A 21,638-nucleotide genomic window follows, 5' to 3' on the forward strand; every position below is an offset into this window, starting at 1 on the left:
AAAAGCACCCCGGTACGTCCAGCACGAAGAATAGGCCCGATACGTATTACAATCAATTAAAAAACAAAAAGCACAGAAAATGAAAAATGCAATCACACTTATCGCCTTAATCGTTTGTATAGCCATAACCCATGCCCAACGGGGCAAAAAGATCAAAGGGAATGGTCATATTGTGACTATTGAAAGAACTACGGATACCTATGACGGTATTTCCGCAAGTGGATTTTATGACATTGAACTAATCGATGGTGAGGAAGGGGCACTAACGCTCAGGGGCGAGGAAAATATCTTGCACAATACCGAAACCGAGGTCAAGAGAGGCATCTTGGTCATCAAACCCAAGGACAAAAAACAGCTGGTTCCCTCCCGTGGCGAAGGCGTTTTTATAACGGTTTCCGTGGATGAAATCGATAAGATCCGCCTATCAGGATCTGGGGATTTTGTGGGAAGGAAAACACTTAGAACCAATGATATGGACATCCAGGTATCGGGCGCAAAGCATATTGATTTAACGATCGATGCGACGAATATTACGGTGGCAACCTCAGGCTCCAGCGATATCGAATTAAAGGGCAATAGCGAAGAACTTAGGATACGGTCTTCCGGCTCTTCCAATGTGAGGGCCTATGAACTGGAAGTCGATGAGGCAACATTGCAGCTCTCCGGCTCCTCCGATGTGGAGGTGACGGTAAATGAATCGTTGGTGTCCATGGTTTCCGGTTCGGGGAATATCCAATATCGGGGCAATCCCGATAAAGTGCTTAATCAGATTTCCGGATCGGGATCGGTATCCAAGAATTAAAGGAATATGTGCTCCCCTTCCAAACGGCGCATTGGGCGCGTTCCATAACACATGTCCAAATTAAACGGAAGGGAAGCAGAATCCAATGACCATTGGGGTAGGAAGGAGTAAAACCAAATGTTGAGTACATGATGAAGCTGCCCCGGTGGTTATTTGGACCACACAGGAAAACAACAAATTATGCTAAAACACAATCTAAAACTGTTTCTCCGAAATATAGGAAAACATAAAAGCACCTTTTTGATCAATGTTATGGGCATGTCCACGGGACTTGCCTGCGCCTTGTTCATCACCGTTTGGGTAATGGACGAACTGAGCGTGGATCGTTTCCATGAAAAACGGGACCGCTTGGTTCAAATATTACAAAATCTACCCACCCCCAATGGCATAGAAACCGATGAGGCGACCCAAGGGCCCTTGGCCAAGGCACTTCTTGATGAGTTTCCCGAAGTGGTACAATCGGCGACCGTACTGGATAATTCATGGTTCGAAGGCGAAAAATTTTTGTTGTCCGACGGAGGTAATCGATTCTTCAACTCCGTGAATCTGTTCGCGGGTAAAGACTATTTTAACATGTTTACCTTTCCGTTGCTCTATGGAAATCCAGCGGAAGTACTTGCCCATACCAACTCGGTGGTCATTTCGGAGGAAATGGCCGAGAAGTTATTCCAAACTACAAATGCGGTAGGTAAGACATTGGAATGGTTGCACGATGAGTATGGAAGCTCCTATACGGTCTCCGGAGTTTTTAAGAAACTGCCCAAAAACTCCTCGGCGCAATTTGATGCGGTGTTCAACATGGAGGTTTTTATTGCACAGAATGAGGATTTTAGGGATTGGCGGGATAGCGATGCAAAAACATATGTACTTCTGGAGCCAAACACGGATCTCACGGCATTCAATGCCAAAATCAGGAATTATCTAAAGACCAGGAACGAAAATTTCCCGGAAACGTATCTGGCACAACGCTATTCCGAAAGGTATCTGCATGGAAATTACCAAAATGGTGTGGTCGTGGGGGGAAGAATCCAATATGTTCACCTGTTTTCCTTGATTGCCCTTTTGATATTGATCATTGCCTGCGTCAACTTCATCAATATGGCTACGGCCAAGGCCTCGACCCGCATTAAGGAAATCGGGGTAAAAAAATCGGTAGGGGCCAAGCGAAAAAGTTTGATGCTTCAATTTGTAATGGAATCTACTATGACAGTAGCGATTTCCATTCTTATAGCACTGGTTGTCGTTAAATTAGGGTTACCTCGGTTTAATGGTATTTCCGGAAAAGAATTGACCCTATCTTTTGATCCCGACCTGATATTAGGCATAGTGCTTATTACCTTGGTAACGGGTATCGCTGCCGGGGCATATCCCGCGCTATACCTATCCGGTCTTTCCGTACTCAATGGACTAAAAGGACAGTTGCTCAAAAGTTTTAGCGGCAATTTTGCCCGAAAAGGCCTGGTCATATTCCAATTTGTGACATCCGTAATCCTTATCATATCCGTCATCATCGTTTATAAACAGATGGATTTTATCCAAGACAAAAATTTGGGATTTAATCGTAATAATGTTATTTGGTTCCCATCTGGTGTCATGGGGGCCGATACTGGCAAGGCCGAGGATGTTAAGGAGATGGGCACCGCCGATATTGAGAACTTTGTACAACTGCTAAGAAATACTCCCGGTGTCGTTAACGCCTCGAATTTCAGACATACAATGATGGCCGATTTCGGAACCACAACCGGACTCGATTGGCCTGGAAAGGATATGGAGCAAGATGCGCTTTTTGCTCAAATTGCCGGGGGATACGATTTTATAGAGACGTTACAAATGGAATTGAAGGAGGGGAGAACGTACTCCAAGAAATTTAAAACGGAAAAGGAAAAAATCATTTTCAATGAGGCGGCAATTGCCCAAATGAGCATAGAGGATCCCATAGGAAAGGTCATTAATCTTTGGGGAGAAGATCGAGAGATAATCGGAGTGGTGAAGAATTTTCATATTGACAAACTGTATAAAAAAATCTTGCCCGTATTTATGACTTTAAGCGATACCGGATTTGCTTCCAACATCATGGTACGGATGGAACCCGGGACAACAACCGCAACCCTAGAGCGTATAAAGCAGGTATATCAGGACTATTTTATTTCAGAGATGCCTTTTGAGTTCAATTTTTTGGATGAAAATTATCAGTCCCTCTATGAAGCGGAAAAGCGGGTGGCCACCCTTTCCAAATATTTTGCAGGCCTGGCCATATTAATCTCTTGTTTGGGCCTTTTTGGTCTGGCTATTTTCACCTCGGAACGACGAAAAAAGGAAATCAGTATCCGTAAGGTGTTGGGGCAAAGTGCCGCACAGGTAACGGTTATGCTTTCCAGCGAATTCGCCAAATTGGTGTTGACTTCCATATTGATAGCCTTGCCTGTGGCTTATTTATTGGCCAACACTTGGCTTTCGGGGTTTGCGTATCGCATTCCGTTACAATTCTGGTATTTCTTGGGTGCTGGAATCGTTGCACTTGCCATAGCAATGCTTACGGTTGGTTCACAGGCCATACGGGCCGCAAATAACAATCCCGTGGATGGGTTAAGGGACGAATAATCATTGAAGCTATCAGGACATTGGCCAAAACTATAAACTATGTTAGAGAATAATCTAAGACTATTTTTTAGGAACATCAAAAAGCATAAGAGCTTCTTTTTGATCAATACTACAGGGCTTTCTACAGGCCTGGCCTGTGTGCTGTTCATTTACTTATGGGTACATGACGAATTGAAGATGGACACATTTCATGAAAACGACAGCCAACTCTATCAGGTGTTGACCAATCATTATACCGATAAGGGGATTGCCACTTGGCGGGAAGCCCCGGTCCCACTGGCATCGGCCCTTATCCAAGAAATTCCGGAAGTAGAGGACGCGGTGAATGCATCATGGGTGGAGGATATTTTTACACTCTCCTATCAAAATGACTACTACAATGCTACTGGGAGGTTTGCGGGCCAAAACTATTTTGAACTCTTCTCCTATGAACTGTTAAAAGGGGATAGTTCACAGGTCTTGGCGGACAAGGACGCCATTGTCATTTCAGAATCCATGGCCTTGAAGTTGTTCAATACCACTGAAAACATTATAGGGAAGACCTTGAACTGGCAGTATGAAAATCATAAAAAACAGCATTCCATTTCTGGTATTTTCAGGGATGTTTCTGCCCATTCTTCGGAGCGGTTTGATCTTGTTGTCCCCTTTGAAGTGTATGAGGACATTCTGGGAGATGATATACATTGGGGAAATCATGATGCCAAGGTATATCTCTTGTTGAGGGAGGGTACGGACGTTGGTAAATTCAATAAAAAAATTGAAAACTTTATCAAAACCAAATGGGAATATTCAATTACCTCCCTGATGGTTCAACAATATTCCTCTAAATATCTTTATGGGAGATACGAAAATGGTGAAATAGTTGGGGGTAGGATAGACTATGTTCGCTTATTTTCCATTATCGCCTTCTTTATTTTGATTATTGCCTGCATTAATTTCATGAACTTGTCCACGGCAAGAGCCTCCAGGCGAATAAAGGAAGTAGGAATCAGAAAGGCCGTAGGTGCACGAAGGGCAGCGCTGATCCTTCAATTTTTTGGGGAATCCCTGATGCTCACCTTCCTATCCCTGTTGGCCGCTATCTTCTTCGTTGCGCTCCTTCTCCCGCAGTTTAACCAAATTGCCGGAAAACAGATGGAACTTGTTTTTGATGCAGGCCATTTAATTTGGTTGGTTGTAATCGCATTGTTAACGGCATTGGTTGCCGGGAGCTATCCTGCCTTTTATCTTTCCGGGTTCCATCCGGCACATATATTAAAAGGAAAATTTAACAGATCCTTAGGGGAGTTATGGATGCGTAAAGGATTAGTGGTATTCCAATTTACCTTGTCCATTATATTAATTGTATCCGTACTGGTGGTATATCAACAAATAGAACTTACCCAGAATAAAAACTTGGGATATGACCGTGAGGATATTATCTATTTCACAATTAAAGGAAAGGTATCGGATCATCTAGAGGCATTTCTCTCCGAAGCAAAAAAGATTCCAGGGGTTAAACATGTATCCGGAATGTGGGGGAGCATGGTGGATGATACGGGTGTTTCCCAGGGCCCTTTTGATTGGGAGGGTAAAGATTCCAATACTTTGATTCCGTTTTCAAACCTGGGAATTGGTTATGATTTAATTGAATTGATGGGTATTGAAATGAAGGAAGGGCGGGCATTTTCCAAGGATTTTAACAATGATACCGAAAAAATAATTTATAACGAGGCGGCTATTGAAGCAATGGGACTCAAAGATCCTATTGGTAAAACAGTAAGTATTTGGGGTACCGAGATGGAGATTATTGGAGTTGCCAAGAACTTTCATTTTAGATCGCTCCATGAGGATGTAAAACCACTTTTTTTGAGATTAAAGCCAAATGATGCCGATAAGGTCTTGATCAAATTAAAATCTGGGATGGTGGCCGAGACCATTGGAAAGCTTCAGAGCTTTTATGAAACCTTTAATCCGGGCTTTTCTTTTGATTTTAAATTTCTGGATGCGGATTATCAGGCATTGTACAGTTCTGAACAACGGGTCGCCTCCCTTTCCAAATATTTTGCAGGTCTAGCGATAATCATTTCCTGCTTGGGGCTGTTCGGACTTGCCGCTTTTACAGCGGAACGACGAAAAAAGGAAATCAGTATCCGAAAAGTGTTAGGGCAGACCACGGCTCAGGTTACGGTAATGCTTTCGGGAGAATTCGCCAAATTGGTGTTGGCTTCCATATTGATAGCCTTGCCCGTGGCTTATTTATTGGCCAACACTTGGCTTTCGGGTTTTGCGTATCGCATTCCGTTGCAATTCTGGTATTTTTTAGGCGCTGGCCTTGTTGCCTTATTTGTTGCTATGCTTACGGTTGGTTCACAGGCCTTAAGGGCAGCAAATAATAATCCCGTGGATGGGTTAAGGGATGAATGAAAAAATGATGAACAGGTGCTGATTTAAGATTATTAGAGTTTCAGTACAGAAAAAAAGAAATACGATGGTTATCAACTATCTTAAAGTCGCTTGGCGAAATTTCATAAAGCATAAGGGATATGCGGTTTTAAACATATCAGGTCTTGCTATAGGCCTAGCAGCGGTTATTCTAGTCTTTTTATACATCCAGGACGAAAAAAGTTATGATACCATGCATCCTGATTCCAATACCCTATTTGGCATTGGAGAGACCTTCATCGATGACAATGGGGAAAAGTTTGACATACCCTTTGTACCCTCGGGATGGGCACAGCTACTCAAGGAAAGGGTTCCAGGTGTTGCTGGGACATCTCATGTGTTGCTGTATGGATATCCACATTCTGTTCGTAATCCCGAAGATGACAAAACAATTCTTACCCAAGATGGCGAAATTTTCATGGTTGATCAGTCATTTGCCGAAATACTTCATTTCCCTCTACTCCATGGAAATCGTGAAGAGGTTTTTGAGCAACCCAATAGTATTGTTTTGTCCGAAAAGGCTGCAAATATTCTATTTGGATCTACAGATGTTGTCGGTCAGGTCCTAGAAATTAAGAATATTTTTATTTCGCAGGAATATGCAAATCTAATCGTAACAGGTGTGGTGCAGGATTACCCCTCCAATTCCCATATACGGCCTGACTATTTGATATCTAAAAAGTTTTTGAACACTTCTTCAAGTTTTCAGGAAATGATAGGGATTCCCGTAGCGGATTATTTTTCAAGTATTGACGGGTTTCAAATGCCAACTTACGTACGGATTGATAAAGGAGCTAATATTGATTTAATTGAAACCGAATTTGAACGTGTACTAGCAGAGAACCTACAGGAAAAGTCCAAGCAACATGACCCCTTCTTTCAAAAAATAACCAATTTTCATTTTGATAAGAAGGTAAATTGGTCTGGGTGGAAAAGTGCCGCCAATTCCGATTTTATGATCGTTCTTGGTTTTATAGGCTTTATCATCCTACTAATTGCCAGTATCAACTACATGAACTTAGCAACTGCAAGATCCATGAAAAGATCAAAGGAAGTTGGGGTCAGAAAGTCATTGGGAAGCAGCCGTTCCAGTCTTATATTCCAATTTTTTCAGGAGTCTTTGCTTACCTCGTTTTTGGGCTTATTGATTGCGTTGGCATTGGTAGCTCTAATGCTTCCCGCATTCAACCATCTTGCCGACAAGACCTATACCATAGCTTCTTTTTTTCAAATAGAGATACTTTTTGGGCTGGTATCCATATGGTTGGTAATGGCTTTTATTGCTGGCAGCTATCCTGCTGTGGTCCTTTCCGGTTTTAAACCTATACAAGTATTAAAGGGCGGGCTGACCATTGGCAAGGGGCATTCTCGCCTTAGAAAGGCATTGGTCCTTTCACAGCTTACCATATCAGTGCTGTTATTAATTTGTACGGGCATTATTCTTCAGCAAATGAATATGCTTCAAAACTCCAAACTGTACGATAATGCCAATCAAGTGGTATCCATACGATATGGAGGGGGAATAGCGCCTATTGAGGATTATAACACTTTGAAAAATGAAATATTAAGAGATCCGGATATTGAGGAAGTGACCTTGTCTGTTCACCTACCCCAAAGATGGGGGCCTTGGCAAGCTTCATTTGAACTTCCAGAAATCAGCGGAGAACAGAAATACGATTGGATTCAATTGCCCGGAGACTATGACTTCCCAGAAGTATTTGATTTGGAATTTCTTGCTGGTAGAAGCTTTAGGATTGGAAGTCCAGCTGATTCTAGTAATGTTATTCTCAATGAGACCGCGGTTCGTAGTCTGGATATGACTCCCAATGAGATATTGGGTCAATCAATAAAGGATGTCGCTACCAATATTCAAGGAACGGTGATAGGGGTTGTCAAGGATTTTTCGTTTGAGTCCATACGTACCCAGATTAAACCGATGGCCATACAGGGTAAACCACAAAAAGAAGATCAAATTTTGTATGTAAAGATTCCAGCAACCAAATTGGGGGAAAAATTAATGATGTTGGAAGGGGTTTGGAAAAAAATATTGCCCGGAGTAGGATTTGATTATTGGTTCCTAAGTGAGGAGTTTGGGCGTATGTATGCTACGGAGCAGAAGATGTCCGATCTTATTTGGTTCTTTTCTATGTTGGCCATATTTATAGCCTGTTTGGGGCTTTATGGCTTGGCCTCTTATATGGCCGAACAAAGGACCAAAGAGATTGGGGTTCGAAAAATATTAGGGGCCAGTGTTCCCCAAATACTTGTATTGCTGGTTTCCGACTTTGTAAAATTGGTAGTAATCTCTTGTCTTGTGGCCTTTCCTATAGGGTATTGGGTCATGAATAATTGGCTTCAAAGCTTTGCGTATAAAATCAATATTGGCTGGGAGATTTTCGTTATTTCCCTTATGGTAATCTTAGGGCTTACCCTGCTTACCATATCCTATGAAAGCATTAGGGCATCTATTGAAAAACCTACAAAATCATTACGATATGAGTAAAATAGTACAATCCTTATTGAAATTCTACAATTGCCATAAGAATTGGAAATTGTTAACTAAAGAATTAAAAAAATGCTAAAACACAACATCTTACTCTACCTAAGGAACATTAAAAAACACAAAGGCAGTTTCTTGATTAATCTGGTCGGATTATCCACCGGTCTGGCCTGTGCCTTTTTGGTATATCTATGGGTTTCCGATGAAATGGGGATGGACAAGTTCCATACAAATGAAGCCCGTTTGTTCCAAGTTTTGCGCAATGTTCCCGACGGACAAGGAGAAATTGCTACCCGTGACACCAACTCAAGTCTTATGCTCACCGGGTTGCAAGAGGAATTCCCCGAGGTTGAAATGGCCACGGCCGTTTTTGAGATGGAAACCAAAGCCCTACTCGAAAGCGACGAAAAAAAACTCAGTGCCCTAGGGAATATGGTAAGCGCAGATTATTTCAAAATGTTCTCGTACCCCTTGATTTTGGGTAATAAGAACAATGTTTTAAAGGATGTTAACTCCATAGCAATTTCGTCTGCGCTGGCCACCAGCTTTTTTGGGAAAGATGCCAACCCTATAGGCCAGGCACTGACCGTTAAACATGGTGAGGAGGAAATTGAGGACGTTTTTACGGTTTCCGGGGTTTTTACAGTTCCTGCCAATTCTTCAAAGCAATTTGATTTTGTATTGCCCTATGCCAAGTTTTTGGAATTACGGAATCCAAAATACATCCATTGGGGGAGCAATAGCTCCAATATGTATGCACTACTGAAGACAGGGGTGAATATTGCCGATTTCAATGAAAAAATTGCGGGTTTTATAAAAACCAAGGATGAAAACAATAGGGCTTCCGTATTTCTTAGCCGCTATTCGGACAACTATTTAAAGGGGCATTTTGAAAACGGGAAACAAGCTGGGGGAAGAATCGGTTATATACTGTTGTTTTCACTTATTGCGCTTTTTGTATTGGTCATTGCCTGTATCAACTTTATGAATTTATCCACGGCAAGGGCATCCAGGCGATTAAAGGAAGTAGGCATCAAGAAGGCGGTTGGGGCCAGTAGAAAGTCATTGATCTTTCAATTTATGATAGAGTCCCTATTACTTTCGTTTTTTTCCCTGATCTGCGCGGTGGTGCTGGTACTGAACCTACTCCCCTGGTTCAATGGGATTACGGACAAGGATCTCAGCTTCGTTTTGGAACCGCATATCCTTACGGGCGTTATCGGGATAACTTTGTTTACCGGATTGATTTCCGGAAGCTACCCCGCACTATATCTGTCCAAGTTTAATCCGGTGAAGGTATTAAAGGGTAGGATGAACACCTCTTTTGGCGAACTCCTATTGCGTAAAGGCTTGGTCATCTTCCAATTTAGTATCTCCATTTTATTGATTGTGGCCGTTAGCATCATCTATAGGCAGCTCGATTTTATCCAATCCAAAAATTTGGGTTACGATAAGGACAATGTACTTGTTTTTGAGCGTCAGGACGGACTTTTGAATAACATGGAAACCTTTCTTGAGGAAGCCAAGCAATTGCCAGGGGTGGTAAATGCCTCTTATATGCAAGGCAGTATGACCAGTTTTGACAATTCCTCTAGGGGACATTCATGGCCCGGACAAACGGAGGAATCAAAAGGGCTCACATTTTGGCATTCCCATGTAGGGCCTAATTTTATTGAAACCATGGGTATTGAACTGAAGGAGGGAAGATCTTACGTCAATGAAAAGCCCGATAACGAATCGAAGATTATCCTTAATGAGACCGCGGTTAAATTAATGGGCCTGGAAGATCCCATAGGAAAGGTTATAGATATGCGTGGGCCCAACAGGGAAATCATTGGAGTAGTGAAAGATTTTAACATCCAATCGCTGTATGATGAAATAAAGCCCATGGCATTACTTTGCAGAACCGAATGGGTGAGCAACCTGGTCGTTAAAATAAAGGCGGGGGAAGAACAAATCGCCATTAATGGCCTAAGTAAGCTATTCACGGAATTTAGTCCAGGCCTGACCTTTGATTTTCGGTTTTTGGACAACCAATATCAGGCCCTGTATGTCTCGGAACAACGGGTGGCTACCTTATCGAAATACTTTGCCGGGTTGGCCATTCTCATCTCCTGCTTAGGGCTCTTTGGACTGGCGGCATTTACGGCCGAACGGCGACGGAAGGAAATCGGTATCCGGAAAGTATTGGGCCAAACCGCGACGCAGGTCATGGTAATGCTGTCCGGCGAATTTGCCAAACTTGTAATCATTGCAATTTTGATCGCTTTGCCCATAGCCTATTTATCGGCCGAAAATTGGCTGTCCGACTTTGCGTATCGTATTCCGCTACACGTATGGCATTTCCTGGGTGCAGGTGCCCTGGCCTTATTGGTAGCTATACTTACGGTCGGGAGCCAGGCCATAGGGGCGGCAAATCGAAATCCAGTGAACTCCCTGCGGGAGGAGTAACTCCGATAGCTATCGGAACATCAATCGAAAAACAAGAAATCATGTTAAGACATCATCTAAAATTATTTTTTCGGAATATTAAAAAAAACAAGAGTACTTTTTCGATTAATATCATTGGGCTTTCTACGGGGTTGGCCTGCGTATTGTTGATCGCCCTTTGGGTCTTTGACGAACTGGGCGTGGACAAGTTCCACGCCAACGATGCCCGCTTGTACCAAGTGGTGGAAACCCCTCAAATCGATGGGCGTACCCTACAGAACCCCAGTACGGCAGGTTTATTGGCAGAAACCCTGGCACAGGAATTCCCGGAAATCGAATACAGTACAGGAGTTCGGGAAACCGGGGAAATGATGCTATTCCGTGAAAAAACCCATTTTAAGGCGCAGGGCTTGTTCGCTCATCCAGAGTTTTTCAACGTATTTTCCTTTCCCCTGCTTCACGGGAATAGCGCTACGATATTTGGGGATAAAAACACGATTGTGATATCCGAGGATTTGGCCAAACGGTTTTTTGGCCAAGCGGACAACGTAATCGGCGAAACATTGAAGCTGGGTGAAAACACACTGTTTACGGTTTCCGGGGTTTTGGAAAACATTCCCACCAATTCCTCGATTCAGTTCGATTTTGTGATACCCTTTGCGTTCTTTAAAGAAACTAGCAGTCCCAATGCCATGGATTGGAACTACAACTTAGTTCAGGTTTACCTAGTCCTGAAAAAAGGAATCGATATTACCGATTTCAATGCTAAAATCAAGAGTTTCATGGAAACTAGGACTGGTGATCCGGACAGGCCGTTGGCCACACGGTTGTTTTCCGATAATTATCTCTACGACAAATATCGAGATCGAGTGGAAAAGGCAGGGAGGATTGCCTATGTACGGCTTTTTTCATTGATATCATTTTTGATCCTGGTCATTGCCTGTATCAATTTCATGAACCTTTCCACGGCAAATGCCTCAAGGAGACTAAAGGAAATTGGTATCAAGAAGGCCATGGGATCCAAACGGAACGTCTTGGTGTCCCAATATCTGGTGGAATCCCTGTCTATGACCTTTTTGTCCCTTTTAATCGCCCTCTTGATCGTTGCTTTGCTATTGCCCCAATTCAATGCCATTGCAGCCAAGCAGATAACGCTGGACTTCAAGGGACACTATATCCTAGCCTTGGGAATCATTTTGATGATTACCGGTCTTTTGGCAGGTAGCTACCCTGCTTTTTACCTATCGGGATTGAATGCCATTACTACATTAAAGGGAAAGCTCCATACTTCAAAGGGAGAGGTGTTTGCCCGTAGGGGCCTGGTCATTTTTCAATTTGTGCTTTCCACCATACTAATTGTTTCCGTATTGATCGTATACCGGCAGTTGGAATTCGCCCAAACCAAAAACCTGGGCTACGATAAGGACAATGTGGTGTATTTCGATATCGAAGGAAAGGCCAGACAAAACCTGGATACCTTTTTAGCGGCCGTGGAGCAGTTAGAGGGCGTGGCATCGGCCAGTAGCATTTCCACCAATATCGTAGGAGGCAACAATACCACGACCCGATTACAATGGCCCGGAAAAATGCCCGATGAAAAGGCGGTATTTCAGATACGCCCGGTAAACTATAATATGATAGAGACCTTTGATATCGATATCGTTCAAGGAAGATCCTTTTCCAAGGAATATGGGGCAGAGGAATCCAAGATTATCTTTAATCGAACGGCGGTCGATCTTATGGGTCTGGAGAATCCCATTGGCAAGCGGGTTTCCCTCGAGAACACCAATTTTGAGATTGTAGGGGTTACGGAGGATTTCCATTTCGCCTCGCTCCATGAGGAGATCAAACCCCTGTTTTTTGTTTTGCGACCCGAATGGACCCGTACGGTTATGGCCAAGATCAAAGGGGGCCAGGAAAAATTGGCGTTGGGCCAACTTCAGGATTTTTACGAACGATATAACCCTGGTTTGGAGTTCGACTATAAATTTCTGGATGAGACCTATGCCGCTCAATATGCCGCTGAACAGCGGGTCTCTATATTGGCCAAATATTTTGCAGGTCTCGCCATATTGATTTCCTGTTTGGGCCTTTTTGGGCTGGCTACTTTTAATGCGGAAAGAAGGCGAAAGGAAATCAGTATCCGGAAGGTATTGGGGCAGAGTGCTACACAGGTAACGCTTATGTTGTCCAGTGAATTTGCCAAGTTGGTCTTGATTGCGATGCTGATCGCATTGCCTATCGCCTATATTTTGGTCGGTAATTGGTTATCGGGTTTTGCCTATCGTATTCCCTTGCACATTTGGTATTTCCTGACTGCCGGATCGGTAGCCTTGGGAGTAGCGATGTTGACCGTAGGAGGTCAGGCGATTCGTGCTGCGAACCATAATCCTGTTGAGGGGTTGAGGGAGGAATAGATGTTAATGAGAGAGTAATTATTGCGAGGATTTATTAAAGGGCTAAAGAGTCATGTTAAAACAGAATATCTTCCTTTTTTTTAGGAATATCCAAAAGAACAAGAGCACCTTCATGATTAATATCATCGGACTTTCCACGGGATTGGCCTGTGTACTGCTGATTGGCTTATGGGTTTTTGATGAGCTCCGTGTGGATAAGTTCCATAAGAAAGATGCCCAACTGTACCAGGTCATGCAGAATTTCCAATTTGATGGTGACATCGAGACAGAGTGCAGAACACCCGTTCCTTTGGGGGAAGCCCTATTGGAGGAAATGCCGGAGGTTGAACATGCAGTTGCCATTAACGATTTTTTTTCTTGGCGTAGCAGGGAAGGAATCCTTTCGAACGGGGACAATCATATAAAGGCTGTTGGGTGGCATTCGGCCCCCGATTTTTTTAACGTCTTTTCCCATAAACTTCTCCAAGGGGATAAGGATCAGGTACTGGCCGGGAAGAACGGCATAGTCCTATCAGAAAGTTTGGCAAAGAGAATTTTCGGCACTTTAGACAACATCGTCGGGAAAACCCTTGAGTGGAAACATCCCTCCTTTGAGGGCGCATATCAGGTCACCGGTGTTTTTGAGAATCTACCTGCCAACGCTACCGCCCAGTTCGATTTCTTGATCAGTATGGAAATCTTGTTGGAAAAAGATCGGTGGGCCAAAGGATGGGGCAGTAGCTATGCAGAGACTTTTTTGACCCTAAAAAAAGGGACAGACGTCGAACAGTTCAACAAGAAGATAGAAGGTTTCCTGAGTACCAAGGATAATTCGGACGACAACGCCACCCTGTTCGTTCAACAATACTCTAAAAAGTATCTTTACGGACAATATGAAAACGGTGCGCCGGTCGGGGGCAGAATAGCCTATGTGCGGTTGTTTTCAATTATTGCTCTGTTCATACTCTTAATTGCCTGTATTAATTTTATCAACTTATCCACTGCATTGGCGTCCCGTAAAATGAAGGAGATCGGGATAAAAAAGACCGTAGGGGCGAACAAGGGGACATTGATAGTTCAGTTTTTGGGTGAATCCATGCTCATGGCGGTTCTGTCCTTAGTAGTCGCTATCCTTTTTGTAGTCCTGTTTCTTCCCCAATTCAATGAAATTGCAGGAAAACAACTTCATTTAAATATGGATCTTTACCAGGGATTGTTCATCGTCGGTATTGTATTGCTTACCGGACTTGTTTCGGGTATCTACCCCGCATTTTACCTTTCCGGATTCAAGACCGTAACAGTCTTGAAAGGGAAATTCAAAACCTCTTTGGAAGAGGTATGGGCGAGAAAAGGGCTGGTCATTTTTCAATTTGCCCTATCGATTATTTTTATTATTGGCCTATTGGTAATAGATGACCAGATTAAATACACCCAGACCAAGAATATGGGCTATGACCGTGACCATATTATTAGTTTCCAATGGAAGGGTGCGTTATACGATCAATGGAACGGGCTATTGGAAGGTAAATCCAATGAAAGATTCTATGCCTTTATGTCGGAGTTAAGGGAAGTAACAGGAGTGGTACAGGCCACAAACATGACCGGGAACATCCTAAACGAGATTTATGGGCAAAGCGGTATTTCTTGGAGAGGAGAGGATTCGGATAGGGATTTCCTTTTTCAGTCGCCCGTGGTCGGCTACGACTTTATCGAGACCTTGGGCATCGCGTTAAAGGAGGGACGAACTTTTTCGGGGGATTACGGTGACGATTACTCGAAGATTATATTGAACGAGGCCGCAGTAAAAAAAATGGGGCTGCAAGATCCCGTGGGCCAAACTATCGATATGAACGGTGGCAGTCAGATCATAGGGGTCGTCGGAGATTTTCATTATGGGTCACTTCATAATCAAGTGGAACCGCTCATATTCAGGTTGGATCCGCACGGAAGGAACATCATGGTCAAAATCAAGGCCGGAATGGAAAAGGCCACTCTGGAGCGTCTGGAAAAGTTCCATCAAGGTTTTCTGCCGGAATATCCCTTTGAATTTACCTTTATGGACGATGATTACCAGACCCTTTACGAATCCGAGAGCAGGGTCGCCGTCCTGTCCAAATACTTTGCGGGCCTGGCCATATTGATTTCCTGCCTGGGCCTCTTTGGGCTGGCCACCTTCAATGCCGAACGACGTAGAAAAGAAATTGGTATCCGAAAGGTATTGGGCCAAACGGCTGCACAAATAGCGGTTATGATGTCCGGCGAATTTGCCAAATTGGTTTTGGTTTCTATAGTCATTGCCTTACCGATAGCTTATTTGTTGACCAGCAATTGGTTAACCGGGTTTGCCCATCATATACCCCTACATTTCTGGTATTTTTTGGCCGCCGGGGGGGTAGTCTTGGGTATAGCGATGTTGACCGTAGGAGGTCAGTCGATTCGTGCCGCGAACTATAATCCTATTGAGGGGTTACGAGAGGAGTAAACCCCTGTAGAAGAGGAGTTATTGAAGGATTCATCAAAAAACAATACTGTCATGTTAAAACAGAATATTTTACTCTTTTTTAGAAATATCCAAAAGAACAAGAGCACCTTCTTCATTAATATTATTGGGCTTTCCACAGGATTGGCCTGTGTGCTGTTGATCGCTCTCTGGGTGAGGGATGAATTGAATGTGGATAAATTTCACGAGAATCACCACCGTATCTACCAGGTTATTGAACATTTGGAATTTAGCGATGGCGTTCAAACCTTTGTCGAGACTTCGGGACCTATGGCCGAGCTTTTAACCGAGGAGATGCCGGAGGTAGAATATGCCACGGCAACCATTCAACCGGATTGGTTTGGGAAGCATGCACTCTCCGTAGGCGAAAAAAACCTTAAGGCGGTAGGACAGCTGGTAGGCGAGGACTACTTTTCCATTTTTTCCTATGGGTGGCTACAAGGAGACAGGGCCCAGGCCATGTCCGATCCAAATTCGATCGTACTTTCCAAAAAGCTGGCCATGAACCTGTTCAATACGACGGAAAATATCATCGGAAAGATGGTGGAATTTGAAAAGGACCGGCAATTTAGGGTATCGGGTATTTTTGAGGAAACACCTTCCAATTCCACCATACAGTTCGATTTTGCCTTGTCTTCCGAGGCCTCCAGGGAAGCTTCTCCATGGAATTCCTTACATACCTGGAACAGCAGTGGCCCCCAGGTGTATGTATTGGTCAAAGAGGGAGCCGATGTGGCGGCCCTTGATGCCAAAGTCCGCATGATTCGGAAAAACAGGAACGAGAATACCATTAGAACCGCTACCCTAGTACCCTATTCGGAACACTATCTGCATGGAACCTACGAAAATGGAAAACAAGTCGGGGGAAGGATCGAGTATGTTCGGTTATTCTCTATCATTGCCTGTATCATCCTGATTATTGCCTGTATCAATTTTATGAACCTATCTACGGCAAGGGCATCCAAGCGGCTAAAGGAAATTGGCGTAAAAAAAGCGGTGGGCGCAAAACGGGACGCATTTGTTTCCCAGTTTTTGGGGGAATCCGTTTTAATGGCCTTTATGGCGTTGACTCTGGCCATACTATTGGTGGCTCTTTTCCTTCCCAGGTTTAATTTGATTATAGGAAAACAATTGACCCTTGATTTTGATTTCGGTTTTAGCTTGATAATAGTGGGGGTTACCGTTGTGGCCGGACTGTTGGCCGGAAGCTATCCGGCACTGTATCTTTCTGGATTTAAGGCTATTACGGTACTTAGGGGAAAGTTGAACCGTTCGCTGGGCGAGTTGTGGACCCGAAAAGGCCTAGTGGTCGTTCAGTTTGCCCTCTCCATCATATTGATCGTTTCCGTACTGGTCATCTACCAACAAATAGAATTTACACAGAGCCGGAATTTGGGGTATGAACGAGACAATGTAGTGTATTTTAAGTTGGAAGGTAAGGTTAAAGATCAACTGCAAACCTTTATGTCCGAAGTCAAACAACTGCCCGGGGTAAAGAACGCCTCAGGAACTACCCATAGTATGATTGGGCATAACTGGTCCACAGGCCTGAATTGGGAAGGAAAGGATCCCAATGACCAAATCTCGTTTCAAATCGTAGGCGTGGACTTTGATTTTATCGAGACCATGGGCATGAAAATGAAAACGGGCCGTGGTTTTAGTCGTGAATTTGGTGCGGATAGTACGGGAATCATATTTAATGAGACGGCCATTAAGGCCATTGGGTTTGAAGATCCCATTGGTAAGGCCATTGGGCCAAGAAGGATAATAGGTGTCATAGAGGATTTTCATTTTAAATCCTTGCACGATAAGGTGGAACCCTTGTTCCTGGTGATGATGCCGGATGTTGTAAACAAGGCCATGGTGCGTATAGAGGCCGGGCGGGAAAAGGAGGCGATAGCGGCGCTCCAGGATTTTTATGGAACGTTTAATCCCGGCTTTCCCTTTGAGTTCGAATTCTTGGATGACAACTATAAGGCCCTTTATGAATCCGAACAACGCGTGGCCACGCTGTCCAAGTATTTTGCGGGGATGGCCATCTTAATTTCCTGTTTGGGACTGTTCGGGCTGGCCATTTTTACCGCGGAGCGTCGGCGGAAGGAAATCAGTATCCGAAAGGTGTTGGGGCAAAGTGCAACCCAGGTTACGGTTATGCTGTCCAGCGAGTTTGCAAAGCTTGTTTTGGTTTCCATATTGGTTGCCCTGCCTTTGGCTTACCTATTGGTCAAAAATTGGTTATCCGGATTTGCCTATCGCATTCCCTTGGATATTTGGTACTTTCTGGCGGCCGGATTGGTGGCCTTGGGTATTGCAATGCTTACGGTAGGTAGCCAGGCCATTGGGGCGGCGAATAGAAATCCCGTAGAGGGGTTACGGGAGGAATGACCTATTGTCTTAGACCTGTCAGGTTTTCCGCCAAAAAAGGGCGGACGAGTTTCAACCTGACAGGTCTAATGAATATCATAATGAAAAAAAATAAAAGCTATGCTTAAACACAACCTTGTACTTTTTTTTAGGAACATCAAAAAGAACCAGAGCTCCTTTTTAATCAATACGATCGGGCTGTCCACAGGATTGGCCTGTGTGTTATTGATTTTTCTATGGGTGAACGACGAGTTAAATGTGGATGGATTTCATAAAAATGATGACCACCTTGTACAGGTAATGAAAAATAATCCTAGGGCAAATGGCATCACGACCAGCCCATCGACCCCGGGAAGGTTAGCCCAATCCATTAAAGAGGAATTCCCTGAAGTGACGCATGCGATTCCCGTAATCGAAGGGGCATATAGCAATAAGGCCGTCATCACCCATAATGAAAAGCGTATAAAGGCCGTTGAGCAATACACGGAAAGCGATTTTTTTAAGGTATTCTCATATCCGTTGCTAGATGGCGATAAGGAACAAATCCTTGAAGCGAAGAATGCGGTGGTCATCTCCGAAGAAATAGCGATGAAACTCTTTGGTACCACAAAAAATCTTATTGGGAAGATGGTTGAATGGAATAGGGAAGATTTCGTGGGCAAATATGTAATATCCGGGGTTTTTGAAAAACTTCCCTCCAACTCGTCGATACAATTCGATCTTCTATTCAATTATGAACTTTACGTGGATCAACATCCCTGGATACAGGAATGGAGAAACAGTGATCCGAGCACGTATTTGGTGTTACGAGAGGGTATTGAAATGGATCAATTTAATACGAAGCTGAATGGTTTTATAAAGTCGAAATACGAAGCTTCCGAAAGCACGTTGTTCATACGAAAATATTCCGACAAATATTTGTACAATACCTATGCCGATGGGGTATTGAAAGGCGGAAGGATTGATTATGTAAAGCTTTTTTCAAGTGTTGCGCTCTTCATTCTATGTATTGCCTGTATCAATTTCATCAATCTTTCCACGGCAAGGGCCTCAAAGCGGTTAAATGAAATCGGCATAAAAAAAGTATTGGGCTCAAGTAGGAAAAGGGTGGTGTCCCAACATTTGATAGAATCACAATTGCTCTCCTTTTTTTCCTTTTTACTAGCCGTGTTCCTTGTAGTTCTGGTGCTCCCCTATTTCAATCAAATTACCGGAAAAAATCTGTCCATTGAATTCAATTCGATTGGCATACTAGTGGCTTTGTCCATTATTGGGATTACAGGTTTTCTTTCCGGGGCTTATCCCGCTATTTATCTTTCCGGGTTTCAGCCCTCTCAAATATTAAAAGGAAAGCTGAAGGCATCCAGAAATACTTTTTTTGCGAGAAAGGCATTGGTGGTAACCCAATTTTCATTGTCCATTATTCTAATAGTCGCGGTATTGGTAGTCCAAGATCAAATGGAATACATTCAGAACAAAAATTTGGGTTATCAAAGGGATAACGTCATTCAATTTGAAGCCCCCTCCTCCGCCGGGACAAGTGTAGAAACCTTTTTGTCGGAACTGAAAAAGATAGCGGGGGTCAAAAATGCTACCAACTACTCGCATAACCTGATAGGAGATCATGGGGAACTATCGGGAATCGACTGGGAAGGCAGGGCTCCAGAAGAAAGCGTCAATTTTGGAAACCTTGAAGTTGGATACGACTTTTTGGAAACACTGGGGATTGAAATTGTTTCCGGACGGTCCTTTTCAAGGGATTTTAATGTGGATCAACAGATTATCTTCAATGAAGAGGCCATAAAGGCAATGGGCCTGGAGGATCCTATCGGAAAGACCATCCGACTTTTTGGTCAGGAAAGGGAAATCATCGGGGTAGCCAAAAACTTTCATTTTGAATCACTTTATGAAAAAGTAGGCCCAAGTATGTTCCTTGTGGATCCCAATGCACGAGGCATTATGGTCAGCATAGCGGCAGGAAGCGAAATGAGTACGTTGGCGCAAATCGAAAAGGTCTATGAAAAGTTCGGTAAGAACCTGGCTTTTGAATTCACGTTTTTGGATGATTCCTATAATGCCATCTATGCCTCGGAAAAAAGGGTGTCCGTGCTATCAGGTTATGCAGCGGCCATGGCGATATTGATTTCCTGTTTAGGATTGTTCGGGTTGGCCATTTTTACGGCTGAACTAAGGCGTAAGGAAATTGGTATTCGAAAGGTATTGGGGCAAAGTGCCGCACAGGTAACGATGATGCTCTCCGGCCAATTTGCGAAACTTGTTTTGGTCTCTGTTTGTGTTGCGCTGCCTATGGCCTACATTTTGACCAACAACTGGTTATCCGGGTTTGCCTACCGTATTCCTTTGCGGGCATGGTATTTTTTGGGGGCGGGGCTGGCGGCCCTAGTGGTGGCTTTATTTACTGTGGGTTCACAGGCTATTCAAGCGGCGAACAGAAATCCGGTCAACGCACTTCGGGATGAGTAGAACATATTAAAAATGAATGTCATGAAAAAACTTCCATTACTTTTCTTCGTACTTTTTGGGATTTCTCTATTGGCCCAAAAGAAAGGAAAATATATTCCAATGAAAGCCGAAAAATGGGAATTTAAGGCAGGCGCTGCTGAATTTATGGAATATAAATCCAGACCGGCACTTAAAATTCTAACAAGTAGCGATAGGGTTATATTAAAGGATTTGAATTTTACGGATGGAACCATAGAATATGATTTTGAGCCATTGGATCCCAGATTTGCCTCTTTGTATTTTAGATGGAAGGATGCTTTGGAAAATGAATGTTTTTATTTTCGTACCGGGGTGGCGGGGAATCCTTTTGCAGTAGACGCCATTCAATATGCCCCGCATATCGATGGGGTAAACCTTTGGGATATGCTCTTTCACTTTCAATCCAATGCCGACTTTAAGACCGGGGACTGGAATCATGTAAAATTGGTGGTTTCGGGCCAACAAATGAAGGTCTTTGTAAACGATATGGAACATCCCGCGTTGGTAGTGCCAAAATTGGAAGGAAACGTCTCCGAAGGGCTGTTGGCCTTTGATGGTCAGGGAATCATTTCCAATCTTGAGGTAAAGGCCGATGTTGTGGAAGGACTTTCCCCCGAACCTGGACTGGATCCTACTGCCAATGACGCACGCTACCTTCGCAATTGGGAGGTTAGTGAAGTGCTAGTACCTCCTAAAAACATAGATTTTGATTACGGATACTTTCCTAAGGAGGAAACCATATGGGAAGAAATCGTCTCGGAACGGAGGGGATTGATCAATCTTACCCGCAGATTTGGAAAAGCTGAGAATCGCAGAATCGTTTGGTTAAGGACAACGATCAATTCCTCAAGAACCCAGGAAAGGATGCTTCATTTGGGCTTTAGCGATGAGGTTTGGGTTTTTATAAACAAACGACCTTTGTATATGGATAAAAACTACTACGGCACTCCATTAATCAAATCCCCGGACGGACGATGTTCCATTGAAAATTCAACTATCAAAACCCCTCTGAACGAAGGAGATAACGAATTGCTGGTCGGAGTCGCCAACAGCTTTTATGGATGGGGAATAATCGCCCGTCTCGATAAACTAGTTGATTTAAAAATTGAAAATTAAATA

Annotated in this window: 10 protein-coding genes; all 10 read left to right on the forward strand. The window is 43.6% G+C overall.

All coding sequences use genetic code 11. The features are described from left to right. Positions 1-79: 79 nt before the first annotated feature. Entirely contained in the window at positions 80-802 is a 723-nt protein-coding gene (locus ACO06Y_RS05880) for a head GIN domain-containing protein (protein WP_422082900.1), read from the forward strand. 180 nt (positions 803-982) lie between these two features. Continuing rightward, positions 983-3,403 (forward strand): ABC transporter permease, encoded by a 2,421-nt coding sequence (locus ACO06Y_RS05885; protein WP_422082901.1) that lies wholly within the window; start codon positions 983-985, stop codon positions 3,401-3,403. A 39-nt stretch (positions 3,404-3,442) separates the two neighbouring features. Next, on the forward strand, positions 3,443-5,809 hold the full coding sequence (locus ACO06Y_RS05890) for an FtsX-like permease family protein (protein WP_422082902.1): 2,367 nt from the start codon (positions 3,443-3,445) through the stop codon (positions 5,807-5,809). A 64-nt stretch (positions 5,810-5,873) separates the two neighbouring features. Next, entirely contained in the window at positions 5,874-8,330 is a 2,457-nt protein-coding gene (locus ACO06Y_RS05895; protein WP_422082903.1) for an ABC transporter permease, read from the forward strand. A gap of 72 nt (positions 8,331-8,402) precedes the next feature. Continuing rightward, positions 8,403-10,778 carry an FtsX-like permease family protein gene (locus tag ACO06Y_RS05900; protein ID WP_422082904.1) on the forward strand — a complete coding sequence of 792 codons (2,376 nt, stop codon included), beginning with the start codon at positions 8,403-8,405 and terminating at the stop codon, positions 10,776-10,778. A gap of 41 nt (positions 10,779-10,819) precedes the next feature. Next, a complete protein-coding gene (locus ACO06Y_RS05905; protein ID WP_422082905.1) occupies positions 10,820-13,174 on the forward strand; it encodes an ABC transporter permease in 2,355 nt (784 codons plus the stop codon). 112 nt (positions 13,175-13,286) lie between these two features. Continuing rightward, on the forward strand, positions 13,287-15,635 hold the full coding sequence (locus tag ACO06Y_RS05910; protein ID WP_422082906.1) for an ABC transporter permease: 2,349 nt from the start codon (positions 13,287-13,289) through the stop codon (positions 15,633-15,635). Positions 15,636-15,686: 51 nt separating this feature from the next. Beyond that, positions 15,687-18,038 carry an ABC transporter permease gene (locus ACO06Y_RS05915; RefSeq protein ID WP_422082907.1) on the forward strand — a complete coding sequence of 784 codons (2,352 nt, stop codon included), beginning with the start codon at positions 15,687-15,689 and terminating at the stop codon, positions 18,036-18,038. A 99-nt stretch (positions 18,039-18,137) separates the two neighbouring features. Then, complete coding sequence (locus ACO06Y_RS05920) at positions 18,138-20,501, forward strand: ABC transporter permease (protein WP_422082908.1); 2,364 nt, start codon at positions 18,138-18,140, stop codon at positions 20,499-20,501. A gap of 21 nt (positions 20,502-20,522) precedes the next feature. After that, positions 20,523-21,635 (forward strand): hypothetical protein, encoded by a 1,113-nt coding sequence (locus ACO06Y_RS05925; RefSeq protein ID WP_422082909.1) that lies wholly within the window; start codon positions 20,523-20,525, stop codon positions 21,633-21,635. Positions 21,636-21,638 lie beyond the last annotated feature (3 nt).

Origin of the sequence: Ulvibacterium sp. (assembly GCF_965228935.1) — a bacterium.
In the GTDB taxonomy this organism is placed as follows: Bacteria; Bacteroidota; Bacteroidia; order Flavobacteriales; family Flavobacteriaceae; genus Ulvibacterium.